Source organism: Streptomyces changchenzhani (assembly GCF_039766235.1).
Lineage (GTDB): Bacteria > Actinomycetota > Actinomycetes > Streptomycetales > Streptomycetaceae > Streptomyces.
On sequence record NZ_JBDHNH010000002.1, the window covers coordinates 573,943 to 588,276 of the forward strand.

The 14,334-nt window shown below is 70.9% G+C and carries 13 protein-coding genes; 3 read left to right on the forward strand and 10 right to left on the reverse strand.

Annotated features, from left to right (window positions below; all coding sequences use genetic code 11):
* Window positions 1–126 precede the first annotated feature (126 nt).
* The gene (gene dapC / locus ABCR94_RS10820) at window positions 127–1,221 is read right to left on the reverse strand and encodes a succinyldiaminopimelate transaminase (RefSeq protein WP_347118993.1); all 1,095 of its coding nucleotides are present in this window, start codon (window positions 1,219–1,221) and stop codon (window positions 127–129) included.
* Window positions 1,222–1,409: 188 nt separating this feature from the next.
* The gene (gene fdxA, locus ABCR94_RS10825; RefSeq protein ID WP_030573070.1) at window positions 1,410–1,730 is read right to left on the reverse strand and encodes a ferredoxin; all 321 of its coding nucleotides are present in this window, start codon (window positions 1,728–1,730) and stop codon (window positions 1,410–1,412) included.
* A 139-nt stretch (window positions 1,731–1,869) separates the two neighbouring features.
* Here fdxA and ABCR94_RS10830 point away from each other — a divergent pair, with 139 nt between their 5' ends.
* Window positions 1,870–2,865 (forward strand): GNAT family N-acetyltransferase, encoded by a 996-nt coding sequence (locus ABCR94_RS10830; RefSeq protein WP_347118994.1) that lies wholly within the window; start codon window positions 1,870–1,872, stop codon window positions 2,863–2,865.
* 18 nt (window positions 2,866–2,883) lie between these two features.
* Window positions 2,884–3,729 carry a transglutaminase family protein gene (locus ABCR94_RS10835; RefSeq protein WP_347118995.1) on the forward strand — a complete coding sequence of 282 codons (846 nt, stop codon included), beginning with the start codon at window positions 2,884–2,886 and terminating at the stop codon, window positions 3,727–3,729.
* Between the two features lie 64 nt (window positions 3,730–3,793).
* On the opposite strand, the gene ABCR94_RS10840 is transcribed toward ABCR94_RS10835, so the two are convergent.
* From ABCR94_RS10840 to ABCR94_RS10855, 4 genes are all read right to left on the reverse strand, one after another.
* Window positions 3,794–5,974, reverse strand: a complete 2,181-nt coding sequence (locus ABCR94_RS10840; RefSeq protein ID WP_347118996.1) for a peptidoglycan binding domain-containing protein — start codon at window positions 5,972–5,974, stop codon at window positions 3,794–3,796.
* A gap of 175 nt (window positions 5,975–6,149) precedes the next feature.
* Complete coding sequence (locus ABCR94_RS10845) at window positions 6,150–6,527, reverse strand: DUF6113 family protein (RefSeq protein WP_347118997.1); 378 nt, start codon at window positions 6,525–6,527, stop codon at window positions 6,150–6,152.
* Entirely contained in the window at window positions 6,524–7,456 is a 933-nt protein-coding gene (gene mshB / locus ABCR94_RS10850; protein WP_347118998.1) for an N-acetyl-1-D-myo-inositol-2-amino-2-deoxy-alpha-D-glucopyranoside deacetylase, read from the reverse strand. The genes ABCR94_RS10845 and mshB overlap by 4 nt, the downstream gene beginning before the upstream one ends.
* A 37-nt stretch (window positions 7,457–7,493) precedes the next feature.
* A complete protein-coding gene (locus ABCR94_RS10855) occupies window positions 7,494–7,688 on the reverse strand; it encodes a hypothetical protein (protein ID WP_347118999.1) in 195 nt (64 codons plus the stop codon).
* A gap of 178 nt (window positions 7,689–7,866) precedes the next feature.
* Between ABCR94_RS10855 and ABCR94_RS10860 the strand changes: the two genes are divergently transcribed.
* Window positions 7,867–10,035, forward strand: coding sequence for a prolyl oligopeptidase family serine peptidase (locus ABCR94_RS10860; protein ID WP_347119000.1), 2,169 nt, complete (start codon window positions 7,867–7,869; stop codon window positions 10,033–10,035).
* A gap of 326 nt (window positions 10,036–10,361) precedes the next feature.
* Here ABCR94_RS10860 and ABCR94_RS10865 read toward each other — a convergent pair whose 3' ends face one another.
* From ABCR94_RS10865 to ABCR94_RS10880, 4 genes are read right to left on the reverse strand one after another with little or no spacing between them, the layout of a single operon-like run.
* Window positions 10,362–11,450: an ABC transporter ATP-binding protein gene (locus ABCR94_RS10865; RefSeq protein ID WP_347119001.1), complete on the reverse strand. Its 1,089-nt coding sequence runs from the start codon at window positions 11,448–11,450 to the stop codon at window positions 10,362–10,364.
* Window positions 11,443–12,417: an ABC transporter ATP-binding protein gene (locus tag ABCR94_RS10870; protein ID WP_347119002.1), complete on the reverse strand. Its 975-nt coding sequence runs from the start codon at window positions 12,415–12,417 to the stop codon at window positions 11,443–11,445. Before ABCR94_RS10870 ends, ABCR94_RS10865 begins: the two co-directional genes overlap by 8 nt.
* 13 nt (window positions 12,418–12,430) lie before the next feature.
* Window positions 12,431–13,411, reverse strand: coding sequence for an ABC transporter permease (locus ABCR94_RS10875; protein WP_347119003.1), 981 nt, complete (start codon window positions 13,409–13,411; stop codon window positions 12,431–12,433).
* Window positions 13,404–14,327: an ABC transporter permease gene (locus tag ABCR94_RS10880; protein ID WP_347119004.1), complete on the reverse strand. Its 924-nt coding sequence runs from the start codon at window positions 14,325–14,327 to the stop codon at window positions 13,404–13,406. Before ABCR94_RS10880 ends, ABCR94_RS10875 begins: the two co-directional genes overlap by 8 nt.
* Window positions 14,328–14,334: the final 7 nt, after the last annotated feature.

A 14,334-nucleotide genomic window follows, 5' to 3' on the forward strand; every position in this document is an offset into this window, starting at 1 on the left:
CCACGCCAGTACGGCTCAGCGCACATACCGGCTCAGCGCACGTACGGCACAGAAAGCGGAAGGGGCCCCGGGGAGCACGAACTCCCCGGGGCCCCTTCTTCCACGCTCCACACCGCGCGCAGGCGGTCAGCCGAGGCGCTTGACCGCCGCGGCGACCCGCTCGTCGGTGGCGGTGAAGGCCACCCGTACGAACCGCTCCCCCGCCGGCCCGTAGAAGTCCCCCGGCGCCACCAGGATCCCCAGCTCCGCCAGGTGCCCCACGGTCGTCCAGCACGGCTCGTCGCGCGTCACCCACAGGTACAGGCTCGCCTCGCTGTGCTCGACCCGGAAGCCGTGCGCCTCCAGCGCGGAGCGCAGGGCCGCGCGCCGGGCCGCGTACCGCGCGCGCTGCTCGGCGACATGTGTGTCGTCCCCGAGCGCGGCGACCGTCGCGGCCTGCACCGGGGTGGGCGTCATCATCCCGCCGTGCTTGCGGATGAGCAGCAGGTCACCCAGGACGTCGGCGTCACCCGCGAGGAAAGCGGCGCGGTACCCGGCCAGGTTCGAGCGCTTGGAGAGCGAGTGGACGGCGACGATGCCCTCGTACGTACCGCCGCAGATGTCCGGGTGCAGTACGGAGACGGGCTCGGCCTCCCAGCCCAGCTCCAGGTAGCACTCGTCGCTGAAGACCAGCACGCCGTGCTCACGCGCCCAGGCGACCGCCGCACGCAGCTCGTCCGCGCCGAGCACCCGGCCGGTCGGATTCGACGGCGAGTTGAGCCAGAGCAGCTTGAGGCCGGCCGGGTCCAGGTCGGTGACGTTGTCGTACGCGACGGGCTCGGCGCCGCACAGTCGCGCGCCCACCTCGTACGTCGGGTACGCGAGCCGCGGGTACGCCACCTTGTCCCCGGCGCCGAGCCCGAGCTGCGTCGGCAGCCAGGCCACCAGCTCCTTGGAGCCGACGACGGGCAGCACATTGGTGTGCGCCACGTCGCGGGCGCCGAGCCGCCGCTCCACCCACCCGGTGAGCGCGTCCCGCAGCGCGACCGTGCCCCACACCGTCGGGTAGCCCGGCGAGTCGGCGGCGTCGACGAGTGCGCGGCGGATCAGCTCGGGGACGGGGTCGACGGGCGTGCCGACTGAGAGGTCCACGATGCCGTCCGGGTGGGCCGCCGCGGTCGCCTTGTACGGCTCCAGCTTGTCCCAGGGGAAGACGGGCAGACGGTCGGTGACTGCGGACACGGTGCATCACTTTCTTGCTCGTACGGGCTCACACGGGCTCGCACCGACACTCGTACCGGCGGGCTCGTACGGGCCGGCCCGTGCGGTCTCGTACCGGCGGTCTCGTACCGGCGGCAGGATACTGAAACGGCTCGGTCCCGCACGGCGGACAGGCCGTACGGGACCGGGGCGGCGCGGCTGGCGATCGCCTACTGGTTCTGCGGCGGCAGCGCGGCGATGAAGGCGTGGTCACGCTCGATCAGGCCGAGCTTGGAAGCACCACCGGGCGAACCGAGCTCGTCGAAGAACTCGACGTTCGCCTTGTAGTAGTCCTTCCACTCCTCAGGAGTGTCGTCCTCGTAGAAGATGGCCTCGACCGGGCAGACCGGTTCACAGGCGCCACAGTCGACGCATTCGTCCGGGTGGATGTACAAGGACCGGGAGCCCTCGTAGATGCAGTCGACAGGGCACTCTTCGATGCAGGCCTTGTCCTTGACGTCGACACAAGGCTGCGCGATGACGTAGGTCACGCTGTCGTTCCTCCTCGATAGGGCGCGGCGGGCCGATCTGCGGCTCCGTCGCGGGCGCGCGGGAGCGCGGCGTCGTCGATGCCCACCTCTAGTATCTCCGTTCCCGGGCACGATCCGAACAGGAGGGGCGGACAGAGCTGTGGAATTCACCGGCGGCGGACAACTCACGGTCCGTATTACGCCCGATGACGTGGGCAAACGGGTATCAGTCAGGCGCACGGAGGAGGCCGGACTTCCGGGAGCGAAGTTCACCGACACGGTCGGCGTTCTCACATCCTGGAACGACGGTGTGCTCTCGATCACACGAAGGAGTGGCGAGGTCGTACGCATCGACGCGTCAGCCTTGGTCGCGGGCAAGGTCGTCCCCGCCGCCCCGGCCAGACGGCGCGGCCCCGCGGCGACCTTCGAGGAGCTCGCCCGTGTCACGGCACGCGCCTGGCAGCCCGTCGAGAGCGAGCCGCTCGGCGCCTGGCAGCTGCGGGCGGCCGGCGGTTTCACCCGGCGCGCCAATTCGGCGCTGCCACTGGGCGACCCGGGCATGCCGCTCGACGCGGCGCTGGAGCGGGTGCGCGAGTGGTACGCGCGGCGCGGCCTTCCGGCGTACGTCCAGACGGCGACCGGGGCCGCGGGCACCCAGGAGCTGCTCGCGGCGGAACTGGCGCGGCGCGGCTGGACGCTTGAGGTCACCGCCGAGGTGTGGACCGGTGCGCTCGCGCCGGTCGGCGACCTGGACGCGGATGTCTCGCGGGTACGTCTGGACCGGGCCTGTGACGCGGGGTGGCTGTCGCGCTACCAGCGGTTCACTGAGCCGGGGCCGCACGTGCTGAAGGTGCTGGGCAGCGGGCCTTCGGTGTGGTTCGCGTCGGTCCCCGGTACGGAGGGAGCGCCCGCCGCGATCGGGCGGTGCGTGGTCGACGGGCGCTGGGCGGGGTTCATGGCCGTCGAGGTCGCCCCGGAGTGCCGGCGGCAGGGGCTGGCCAGCGCTGTGATGGCCGCGCTGGCGCGCCGCGCCCTGGACGAGGGGGCTTCGGCCGCCTGGCTCCAGGTCGAGGCGGACAACGAGAGCGCGCGGGCCCTTTACAGTCCGATGGGCTTCGCCGCCCATCACAGCTATCACCATTTCCGGTCGGCGTAGGCGGGGTACGAACCGCGTATGCAACCGGAACCCGAATCCGGATTCGCCCAGCGGCGGCAGCGATTCGCCGAGGAGGTCCGCTCCGAGCGGCCCGACCTGGCCCTGCTGTGCCTGCTGGTGAGCGCCGAAGCGGATGGATCACTCGACCAGGCCGAGATCGACGCGGCCGAGATCGAACTCGACCGGCTGGCCGGTCTGCTGCCCTTCAGACCGCCCGCCGGGGCGCGGGGCTGGGCGGTGGCCGTGTCCGAGCTGCTCGGCGCGCGCTACGGGTTCAGAGGCAGCCCCGGCGACTACCAGCGGCTCGGTTCCTCGCTGCTGCACAAGGTGCTGCGGCGGCGGCGCGGGCTGCCGATCCTGCTGTCCGTCGTCTGGATCGAGGTCGCCAGGCGGGCGGGCGCCCCGGTGTACGGCGTCGCCCTGCCCGGCCACTTCGTCGTCGGCTTCGGCCCTCCGGAGGACCAAATCCTCGTCGACCCCTTCGACGGGGGCCGGCTGCTGACGGACCAGGACACGGACCTGCTGGTCGCGGGCGCCACCGGTGCGCCGCTCGACCCGTCGATGCTGGCGCCGGCGGACCCGCTGGAGATCGTGCTGCGGATCCTCAACAACGTCCGGGCCTGGGCGGCGGCCCGCCCCGAGCGTACGGACGTCCAGCTGTGGGCGGTGGAGCTGTCGCTGCTGCTGCCCGCGCACCCGGCGCGGCTGCGCTACGAGCGCGCCCAGCTGCTGGTCCAGCGCGGCGACTTCCTGGGCGGCGCGGCGGAGATGGACGCGTACGCCGATGTGGTGGCGGCGATCGAGCCGAGCTCGGCGGAAACGATCCGCCGCCGGGCACGGGCGGCTCGGGCGCGGCTGAACTGAGGAGTCCGGGCGCGGCGGTGCCCCCGCCCGGAGTGTGGGCGGGGGCACGTGAAACTGCCGTGGATCAGTTCCCGTTGAGGTTGATCTCCTGGATGCGGTCCGCCGGGGTCTTGCCGACCAGCGCGGTCTGCATCGCCTGGGCCACGTCGTCCGCGGTGATCTGGTGCTTCTTGCCGTCGCCCTTGGTGGCCAGGACTCCGTCGAAGACACCGTCGAGAAGCTCCTCGATCGCCGGCTTGTTGTAGACCGGGACCAGGGTGCCGTCGATCGCCTTCATGGAGAGGATCTTCGGCAGCGACCGCTCCGGGCCGAACTGGATCTGCTTGCCGCCCGCCTTGATCGTGATCAGGCCGGACATCGCGGGCTCGGCGAATTCCGTCATGGCCCGGGAGATCTCGGGCTGGGTGATCGTCGGTTCCACGGAGGCGACGGGCAGGTCGACGACGTTCGGCTTACCGGTCTCCACCTGGGCGCGGTACGCGTCCTTCACCGAGCGCACCGACTGGCTGACGTCGAGTTGCTTGCCCGCCTTGCCGGGTACGGCGACGGCCTTGCCCGGTACGAACTTGACGGTGCCCTCCACCGCGGTGCCGGAGTCGCCCGCGAGGTCGGTCAGCGCGACGCTGAGCTTCTCCTCGTCGGCCGGGAGCACGGGCTGGGCGACGCGCTCGCCGCCGAAGAGCGAGCCGATCACCGAGACGGGGTTGTAGTCCGCTCCGGCGGCGGCGCGGACCGTCTCCTGGCTGTCCAGGGTGAGGCCCGCCTGCTCGGGCGAGAGCTTCGTCTCCTCGCCGTCGACGGTCAGCCGGAGCGGGTCGGCGGCGCGCTTGCCGAGCACTCCTTCGAGCTTGCCGACTGCCTCCTCCTTGGTGCCGCCGCCGATGTCGACGCCGAGGACCGTGGTGCCCTTGGGTACGTCGGAGTGGTTCATCAGCAGCCCCGCGCCGTACGCGACACCGGCCAGGCCCACGACGCCGACGGCCGCCAGGACCAGCTTGGAGCGGCCCTTCTTGGCGGGCGGGGGTGTGGTGGCCCGCGCGGGGGCGGCGGCCTGGCCCGGGGGCTTGGGGCCGTCCGGCAGACGGGGCGTCGGGTCGGGGGTGAAGCGGCCGTCCTGGCCGTTGCCGCCGCCGGCCTGGGGGCCGGTGGGGAACGGCGAGCGCCGGTCGCCCGAAGGCACCACGGAGATGCCGCTGCTCAGCGTGTCACCGGAGACGTTGCCGCCCCCGGCGCCGGGGGCCGCCTTCTGCGGGGTCAGTACGGCGGTGTCGTCGGACATCCGCGGCGGGAAGGTCGCGGCGGACTGCGGCTCGAAGGACGGGTCGCCACCGCCCGGCGGACGCGCACCGCTGTGGCGCGGGGCGGACGGCGGGCCCACCGGGTCGTAGCCGGGCGTCGGCCCGCTCGGGTCGTAGCCGGACATCGGGCCCGGCTGCTGGCCCGATGGCGGCCCGGACTCCGGGCTCGCCGCGGACGCGCCGGGCAGGTAGCCGGACAGCGGCGAGCTGCCAGTGGCCGGGCCCGTCGTCGGCCCCGAGGGGCCGCCGCCGGAGAAGCCGCCCGGCGCCCGGCCGCCGTTGCCCCCGTCGAGATCGCTGAGCGCGCTGCGCGGCGGGCCGCCCTGCGGCTGCTGCGGGTCCGGCGTGAAGTACGGGAGGTCGGGGCGCTGTCCGCCGGCCTGCGGCGGGGTGGGCGCGGCCGGGCCGGGGGCTCCGGGTCCCGACTTGCGCGGGGCGAACCAGTCGCTGGGGGCGGCCGGCTTCTCCTCGCCGGACCACTCACCGCCCGCGTCACCGTGTTCGGCCGCGGGTGACGCGCCCTCCCGCTTCACCTCGGGCCACGGCGTGCCCGAGGTGCGCTCGGTGCCGGCGTTCCCGGCGCCATTGCCGTTTCTGTTGCCCGTGCTTCTTTTGCCGGCGCCGTTGCCCGCGGCCGGATCGGAGGCCGCGGACGAGGCGGCTCCCGGCGCCGGATCGAGGTCGCTCATCGGCGTACGCATGACGACGGGCGGGATCGGGCGCGACCCTGGGATGTTGATCCGGATACGCGTGGTCAGCGTGGTCTCGGTCCTGGGCTCGTCGGGCTCCACCGGTGCGGGGGCGGCCTGGGGGGCTTCCTCCGGCGCGTCCTGCGCTGGGTGCGGCGACGGATACTGGCGCGATCCGTACGGCGGGGTACCCGAGGGGTACGCGGCTCCGCCACGCCCCTGGGGGCCGGACGACGAACTGTCAGTTTCACGACTCAAGGCAGGTTCTCCCGGTTGGCTCCACCGCCCGCTCTTACGTTCTTGCATGCCTGGTGCGGGCAGCTCGGCAGCGCGCACCACCATACTGGCCGCCGACGGCACGTACCCCTCGACCGTGGGAAGCGAGACCCGACGCTCGTGCGGGGGCGCTCAATTCACCGACTCAAGTGGTACGTCATTTGCCAAGTCGGGCAGTGCATCTGCCCGGTTGCGGCAGGTCCAGCATCGTGGCACACATCACAGCGAGCGCCATTCCGCCCAGCATGTAGAAGTATGAGACCGGGCTGCCGCCGATGAGCAGGTCGCCCTCCGGCCGACTGAGGGTCAGCAGCACGATCGAGACGATCCATCCGGCGGCCGCCGTACCCGCCCCCGCCTTGGTGCCCATCGCCTGCATGGCACCGTAGAAGAGGGCCGTCGACGCGAGGAGCGCGAGCAGCAGCCCGCCGGGGAACCAGCCGGCGTGGACGAGCACGCCTGCCGTGCCGACGACCGCGCCGAGCACGGCGAGCAGCAGGTAGGCGGCGAGGCGGGCCGGGGTGGTCGCCGTCATGACGCCGCCCCCTCAGCGGCTGTGATTCCCGCGAAGAGGTCGGTCTCGCGCCCGCCGTCGGCGCCGCCGGCCTCTCTTCGTACTCCTCGTACTCCTCGTGCCAACTCGTAGAACTCTGTGGTGAAGATGGGTTGTCCCAGGTGGTTGGAGAGCGCGAAAAAGGGGTCCTCGACCGCGATCTGGGTGGTGTGGGCGCGCATGGCCGCGGCCTTGGCACCGGCGTACGCCGTGCCGTCGATCTCCGTGGTGACCGACGCGTCGTCGATCACGCCCGGCACGTCGTTCACGGCGGCGATCCCCGGGAAGCCGGGGAAGTCCGGGCCGGCCGCGCGGAGGCGGGCGAAGCCCTCATCGACGACGGTGCGCGGCACCCGGTTCCAGTAGATCTTGCTGATGGTGTGCGGTGCGCCGAGGTCCGGTCGGTGGTCAGGGTCGGCCGCAAGCTCGGCGCCGCGCGTCGCGACGCGGTGCGCCTGGATGTGGTCCGGGTGCCCATAGCCTCCGTCCGGGTCGTACGTCACCAGCACCTGTGGGCGTACGGAACGGATCACCTCGACGAGGTACACCGCGGCGTCGTCCACGCGCGTGTGCCAGAAGGCGCCCTCGCGGTCGTTCTGCTCGGTGCCCGTCATTCCGGAGTCGCGGAAGCGGCCGGGGCCGCCGAGGAACCGGTGGTCGGTGACCCCCAGCTCCTTCATCGCGGCGGCGAGTTCACCGGCGCGATACGGGCCGAGCGTGTCGTCCCGGTCGGCGGCGAGGTGGGCGAGCGCGGCCGGGATGACCTCGCCCTCCTCGCCGAGGGTGCAGGTCACCAGGGTGACACCGGCGCCCTCGGCCGCGTACTTGGCCATGGTGGCGCCGTTGTTGATCGACTCGTCGTCGGGGTGCGCGTGCACCAGGAGCAGACGACGGGCGGGAAGATCCGTCATGGGAACAGCCTACGAGGCGCCGCGGCCGGGGAGTGCCCTAGAACTTGATGCCGCCGATCATCCCGGCCACGTTGGTGGTGAACTCGTTGATCGTCGGGGCGATCGAGGAGCTGGCGAGGTAGAAGCCGAGCAATACGCAGATCACCGCATGTCCACCTTTGAGCCCGGATTTCCGGACCATCAGGATGACGATGATCGCCAACAGCACTACCACCGAAATAGAGAGTGCCACGGCGGTTCACCTCCACTTACCGTAAGGGCCGTTTGTGCGGAACGGGCATGACGACAAGCGCCAGCAGCTTCATACCCACCTAGCGCTACGGATCATAACTATCCGTGCGTCCGCATTGATCGCGCACGGCAGCACGAGGGGCGCATGGCGACGGAGGCGGGGCGGTAGTTTCGGTCGTATGACCTCGAAACAGCTCTCCTTTCCAAGGCAGTTCGCCAGGACCCAGCGCTTCACCCTCGGCGCACCGCGTGCGTTCACGGTGTCGCCGGACGGGGCGCGTGTGGTGTTCCTGCGCTCCTCGTCCGGCACCGATCGCGCCAACGCGCTCTGGGTGCTCGACCTGGAGGGGCGCGCGCAGGAGCGCATCGCGGCGGATCCGCAAGGGCTGCTCGGCGGGGCCGCCGAGCAGTTGTCGGCGCAGGAGAGGGCGCGCCGCGAGCGCAGCCGCGAAGGGTCCGCGGGCATCGTCGGCTACGCGGTGGACGGCGCGGTCGAGTTGGCGGCCTTCGCGCTGTCGGGCCGGCTGTTCGTGGCGGAACTGCGGGCCGGGACTGCGCGCGAACTGCCTGCCGCGGGGCCGGTTATCGACCCTCGTCCTTCGCCCGACGGGCGGCACGTCGCGTACGTCGCCGGGGGCGCCCTGCGAGTGGTCGGCGCGGACGGCAGCGGGGACCGGGTGCTCGCGGAGCCGGAGGACGAGCACACGACGTACGGCCTGGCCGAGTTCGTCGCGGCGGAGGAGATGGGGCGCACGCGCGGCTTCTGGTGGTCGCCGGAATCCGACCGGCTGCTGGTGGCCCGCGCCGACGACGCGGCCGTGACGCGTTGGTGGATCTCCGACCCGGCCCATCCGGACCAGGAGCCCTCCTCGGTCGCGTACCCGGCGGCCGGGACGCCGAACGTGGACGTACGGCTGTTCCTGACGGGCGTGGTGGCGGGGCCGGATGCGGGGACCGGCGCGGATGCGAAGGTGGGGCGGACCGAGGTGGTGTGGGACCGGGAGCGCTATCCCTACCTGGCCCGGGTCCACTGGTCGGGCGCGGGTGCGCCGCTGTTGCTCGTGCAGGCCCGGGACCAGTGCAGCCAGCTGTATCTGGCGGTGGACATGCAGACCGGGGCGACCCGGACGGTGCACGCCGAGGAGGACGAGGCGTGGCTTGATCTTTTCGACGGGGTGCCGGTGTGGGCGCCGGACGGGCGGCTCGTACGGGTCGCCGACGAGGACGGCGTGCGGGTGCTCGCGGTCGGCGACCGGACGCTGACCGGGCCGCAGTTGCACGTACGGGCGGTACTCGACGTCTCCGCCGACGACGTCCTCGTCTCGGCGTGGGCGGGCGTGGAGGCCGCGGAGCCGCAGACCGGCGAGGTGCATGTCTACCGGGTCGACGAACGGGGCGTGGAGCGTGTGTCGGAGGGGCCCGGCGTACACTCCGCGACCCGGTCCGGCGCCGTGACCGTGCTGTCATCGGCCCGTCCCGACCGCAGCGGCACGGTGGTCCAAGTCCTGCGCGACGGCAAGCCGACGGCCGTGGTCGCGTCGTGCGCGCAGGAGCCGGCGCTGCACGCACGCGTGCGGCTCGTCGAGGGGGGCGCGCGGCGAATTCCGTGCGCCGTCCTGCTCCCCTCCGATCACACGGAAGGGGACGGTCCGCTTCCGGTGCTGATGGACCCGTACGGAGGACCTCACGCGCGGCGTGCGATTGCCGCGCACGATGCGCACCTCACCTCCCAGTGGTTCGCCGACCAGGGTTTCGCGGTGGTCGTCGCGGACGGGCGTGGCACCCCCGGCCGGTCCCCCGCGTGGGAGAAGGCCGTCAAGAACGATTTCACGCTCACGCTCGACGACCAGATCGAGGCACTGCACGGGCTGGCCGGGGAGTTCCCGCTGGACCTGGGGCGGGTCGCGATCCGCGGCTGGTCGTACGGCGGCTATCTGGCGGGCCTCGCGGTGCTGCGGCGTCCCGACGTGTTCCATGCGGGGATCGTGGGGGCGCCGGTCACCGACCTGCGGCTGTACGACACGCATTACATGGAGCGGTATCTCGGTGACCCGCGCGAGCGGGGGGACGTCTACGCGGCGAATTCGCTCGTCACGGACGACGGGCTGTCCGGGGCGGCGGAGCAGCACCGGCCGATGATGATCATCCATGGGCTCGCGGACGACAACGTGGTGATGGCGCACACGTTGCGGCTGTCCTCGGCGTTGCTGGGGGCGGGGCGGCCGCACGAGGTCCTTCCGCTGACCGGGGTGACACATATGACGGCTCCGCAGGAGCAGGTCGCGGAGAATCTGCTGCTGCTTCAGGTGGACTTCCTGAAGAGGGCGCTGGGGATGCGGCGGGGGTAGGGCGGCCGGATGACCGGACATCCCCAACGGGGATACTCCACCGCCGCCCCAAGGTGAACAAGGGGCCCGGCGGCACGGATGCGACCGGCCAGGACGACATGGCGCGTCCCGGCCGGTCCACGGCACCCGCACGGCCGCACACTGTTCACCATGGCGTGTTCGCATATCGGTGTTGCGACAGTCAAGTTGCTTGCGTGTTAACGAAATTGACGAGCATTCATTGCCAGATGTCGCCCATCTTTTGAGTGTGCCAAGGAGCCGTCGGCTCTTGAAGTTGGCGGCCTCCTCGCGACGGTTCTCGCCTGTTTCAGAGGGCACCCCACCCCCTAGGGAGTGTCCGGCTCGCCGACCACCGGCACGACCTGCTTCTCCTCCGCGAAGTGGCAGGCCGAGTCGTGCGCCGCCGGGGTGCCGGCGTCCCGGAACACCGCCGGGACCGCGAGCAGCGGCACCTCCAGCGCGCAGCGCTCCTGCGCCTTCCAGCAGCGGGTGCGGAAGCGGCAGCCGGACGGCGGGTTCGCCGGGGACGGCACATCGCCGGTGAGGATGATCCGCTCGCGGTGCTCACGCGCGAGCGGATCGGGCACGGGCACGGCCGACAGGAGCGCCTGGGTGTAGGGATGCGTGGGGTGGTCGTAGATCTGCTCGTCCGTGCCGATCTCGACGATCCGGCCCAGGTACATCACGCCGACCCGGTCGGAGATGTGCCGGACGATCGACAGGTCGTGCGCGATGAAGATGTACGACAGCTGGAACTCGCTCTGCAGCTTGTCCATCAGGTTGATGACCTGCGCCTGTACGGACACATCGAGCGCGGAGACCGGCTCGTCGGCCACGATGATCTCCGGCTGGAGAGCGAGCCCGCGCGCGATGCCGATGCGCTGGCGCTGACCGCCGGAGAACTGGTGCGGGTAGCGGTTGATGTACTCGGGGTTGAGGCCGACGACGTCAAGCAGGTCCTGGACCTTGCGCCGCCGCTCCCCCTTGGGCGCGACCTCGGGGTGGATGTCGTACGGCTCCCCGATGATGTCGCCGACCGTCATCCGGGGATTGAGCGAGGTGTACGGGTCCTGGAACACCATCTGAATGTTGCGGCGTACCGTTTTCAGCGCACGCCCGGACAGCTTGGTGATGTCCTCGCCCTTGTACAGAATCGTCCCGGCGGTCGGCTGCTCCAGATTGACCAGCATCCTGGCGACGGTGGACTTCCCGCAGCCGGACTCCCCGACGACGCCCAGGGTCTCGCCCTTCGACAGGTCGAAGGAGACCCCGTCGACCGCCTTGACGGCGCCCACATGCTTCTTGATGACGATGCCCCTGGTCAGCGGGTAGTGCTTGACCAGGTCGCGCACTTCCAGAATCGGCTCGGTCGCCTGCCGGGGCCGCTCGGTCCGCTCAAGCTGCTGCTCAGGCATCAAGCGTCTCCTTCCAGAAGTGGCAGGCGCTCTGCCGGGTCTCGGACACCTGCGCCAGCGGCGGCACGTCGGTCCTGCACACGTCCTGGGCCATCGGGCAGCGCGGGTTGAAGGCGCAGCCGGGCGGGATGTGCATGAGGTTCGGCGGCAGGCCCTTGATCGCGTACAGCTCCTTGCCCTTCTGGTCCAGGCGAGGGATCGATTCGAGGAGGCCCTTGGTGTACGGGTGGGCGGGCGCCTTGTAGATCTCGTGGACCGGTGAGGTCTCCACGATGCGTCCCGCGTCCATCACGGCGATCTTGTCGGCGACGTCCGCGACCACGCCCAGGTCGTGGGTGATGAGGATGAGCCCCATGTTGAGCTCGCGCTGCAACTCCGCGAGCAGCTCCATGACCTGGGCCTGCACGGTCACGTCCAGCGCGGTCGTCGGCTCGTCCGCGATGATCAGTGAGGGCTCCAGGGCCAGCGCCATCGCGATCATGATGCGCTGGCGCATGCCGCCGGAGAACTGGTGCGGGTAGTCCCCCACCCGCTCCTTCGCCGCCGGGATGCGCACCCGGTCCATCAGCTCGACGGCCTTGGCCTTCGCGTCCTTCCTGGACATGCCCCGGTGGACGATGAACATCTCGCCGAGCTGCTCGCCGACGCTGAGCACCGGGTTCAGCGAGGAGAGCGCGTCCTGGAAGATCATGGCCATCTCCCGGCCCCTGACCTTGCGCCGCTCCTCCTCCTTGAGCTTCAGCAGATCGCGATCCTGAAAGATGATCTCGCCGCCGGTGATCTTCCCGGGCGGCATGTCGAGGATGCCCATGATCGCCTGTGCGGTGACGGACTTCCCGGATCCGGATTCGCCGAGTACGGCGAGCGTCTCGCCCTCGGACACCGAGTAGTCAACCCCGTTGACGGCCTTGGCGATACCGTCCCGGGTCCGGAACTCCACGTGCAGATCGCGCACTTCGAGCAACATGGCAGCGGGCTCCTCAGCGCAGCTTGGGGTCGAGGGCGTCGCGCACCGCGTCGCCGAGCATGATGAACGCGAGCACGGTGACCGCCAGCGCACCGGCCGGCCAGAGCAGCATGTGCGGGGCGTTGCGGATGTACTGCGAGGCGGCGGAGATGTCGATGCCCCAGGACACGGCGGGCGGCTTCAGGCCCACGCCGAGGTACGAGAGGGTTGCCTCCAGCGAGATGTACGTACCGAGGGCGATGGTCGCCACGACGATGACCGGGGCGACGGCGTTGGGGGTGACGTGCCGCAGCAGCATCCGGGAGTTGCTGGCGCCGAGCGCGCGGGCCGCCTGCACGTAGTCGTTCTGCTTGACGGTGATGACCGAGCCGCGCGCGATGCGGGCGATCTGCGGCCAGCCGAGCAGCACGATGAATCCGATCACCGGCCAGACGGTGGTGGAGGTGATGACGGACAGGAACACCAGGCCGCCGAGGACCACCGGGATGCCGAAGAAGACGTCGGTGATACGGGACAGCAGCGCGTCCCAGCCGCCGCCGAAGAAGCCGGCGAGGCCGCCCAGGATGGAGCCGATGAGGGCCACTCCAAGGGTGGAGCAGACGCCGACGGTCACCGAGGTCCTGGCGCCGTACACGGTTCGCGTGTAGACGTCGCAGCCCTGGCCGTCGTAGCCGAAGGGGTGGCCGGGCCCGGAGCCCTGCTGGGCCTTGCCCAGGTCGCACTGGAGCGGATTGCCGCTCGCGATGAGCGACGGCCAGAGGGAGATGACGACGAGGAAGGCGATGACGAGTCCGGAGATGATGAAGACCGGGTTGCGGCGCAGTTCGCGCCAGGCGTCGGACCACAGGCTGCGGGGCTTGCCCGTCGGCCCGGCGCCGTTGGGGCCGCCGGGTGTCTTCTCCAGCGTCTCGCCCTCCTGCAGGGCGAGCTGCATGGCGCCGCCGGCGCTGGCCGGCGACATCGCTGCGTCGGGTTCGTTGCGCGGCTCAGGCATACCGGATCCTCGGGTCGAGTACGGCGTACAAGAGGTCGACGATCAGGTTCGCCACCAGGAAGACCAGCACCAGCACGGTCACGAAGCCGACGACGGTCTGTGAGCTCTGCCGGAGGATGCCCTGGTAGAGCTGGTAGCCGACGCCGTGGATGTTGAAGATCCGCTCGGTGACGATCGCACCGCCCATCAGAGCGCCCACGTCGGTGCCGATGAAGGTGACGACGGGGATCAGCGAGTTGCGCAGGAGGTGCCGGGAGATGATGCGGTGCCTGGGCAGGCCCTTGGCGACGGCTGTGCGGACGTAATCGGCGCGGGCGTTCTCGGCGACGGACGTCCTGGTCAGCCGGGTGACGTAGGCGAGCGAGACCGAGGCGAGCACCAGGCCGGGGATCAGCAGCTCGTCGACCGTGGCCTCGGGCGAGACTGCGGGCTTGATGATGCCCCACTTCACGCCGAGCAGCAGCTGGAGCAGCAGGCCGGTGACGAAGGTCGGGATCGAGATGACCACGAGCGTCAGGAGCAGCACTCCGGTGTCGACGGGACGGCCGCGGCGCAGGCCGGTGACCACACCGAGGCTGATGCCGATGACGACTTCGAAGACGATGGCCACGATGGTCAGCCGGATGGTGATGGGGAACGCGGTCGACATCAGCTCGGTGACCTTCTGGCCGTTGAAGGCCGTACCGAAGTCGCCGGTGAAGACGTTGCCCATGTACGTCAGGTACTGCTGCCACACAGGCTTGTCGAGGCCGAACTCCGAGCGCAGCTGCGCGGCGGTCGCCGCGTCGCACTGCCGGTCGCCGCAGAGGCCCGCGATGGGGTCGCCCATCACGTTCACCATCAGGAAGATCAGCAGCGTGGCGCCGAAGAAGACCGGGATCATCTGCAGCAGACGCCGGATCACATAACGTCCCATGAAGGGC

Excerpts from the sequence above, each read along its gene's own strand:
- ABCR94_RS10835 (WP_347118995.1), top strand. The coding sequence starts at position 2,884 with ATGCAACCGGAACCCGAATCCGGATTCGCCCAGCGGCGGCAGCGATTC.
- ABCR94_RS10845 (WP_347118997.1), bottom strand. The coding sequence starts at position 6,527 with ATGACGGCGACCACCCCGGCCCGCCTCGCCGCCTACCTGCTGCTCGCC.
- mshB (WP_347118998.1), bottom strand. The coding sequence starts at position 7,456 with ATGACGGATCTTCCCGCCCGTCGTCTGCTCCTGGTGCACGCGCACCCC.
- ABCR94_RS10860 (WP_347119000.1), top strand. The coding sequence starts at position 7,867 with ATGACCTCGAAACAGCTCTCCTTTCCAAGGCAGTTCGCCAGGACCCAG.
- ABCR94_RS10865 (WP_347119001.1), bottom strand. The coding sequence starts at position 11,450 with ATGCCTGAGCAGCAGCTTGAGCGGACCGAGCGGCCCCGGCAGGCGACC.
- ABCR94_RS10870 (WP_347119002.1), bottom strand. The coding sequence starts at position 12,417 with ATGTTGCTCGAAGTGCGCGATCTGCACGTGGAGTTCCGGACCCGGGAC.
- ABCR94_RS10875 (WP_347119003.1), bottom strand. The coding sequence starts at position 13,411 with ATGCCTGAGCCGCGCAACGAACCCGACGCAGCGATGTCGCCGGCCAGC.
- ABCR94_RS10880 (WP_347119004.1), bottom strand. The coding sequence starts at position 14,327 with ATGGGACGTTATGTGATCCGGCGTCTGCTGCAGATGATCCCGGTCTTC.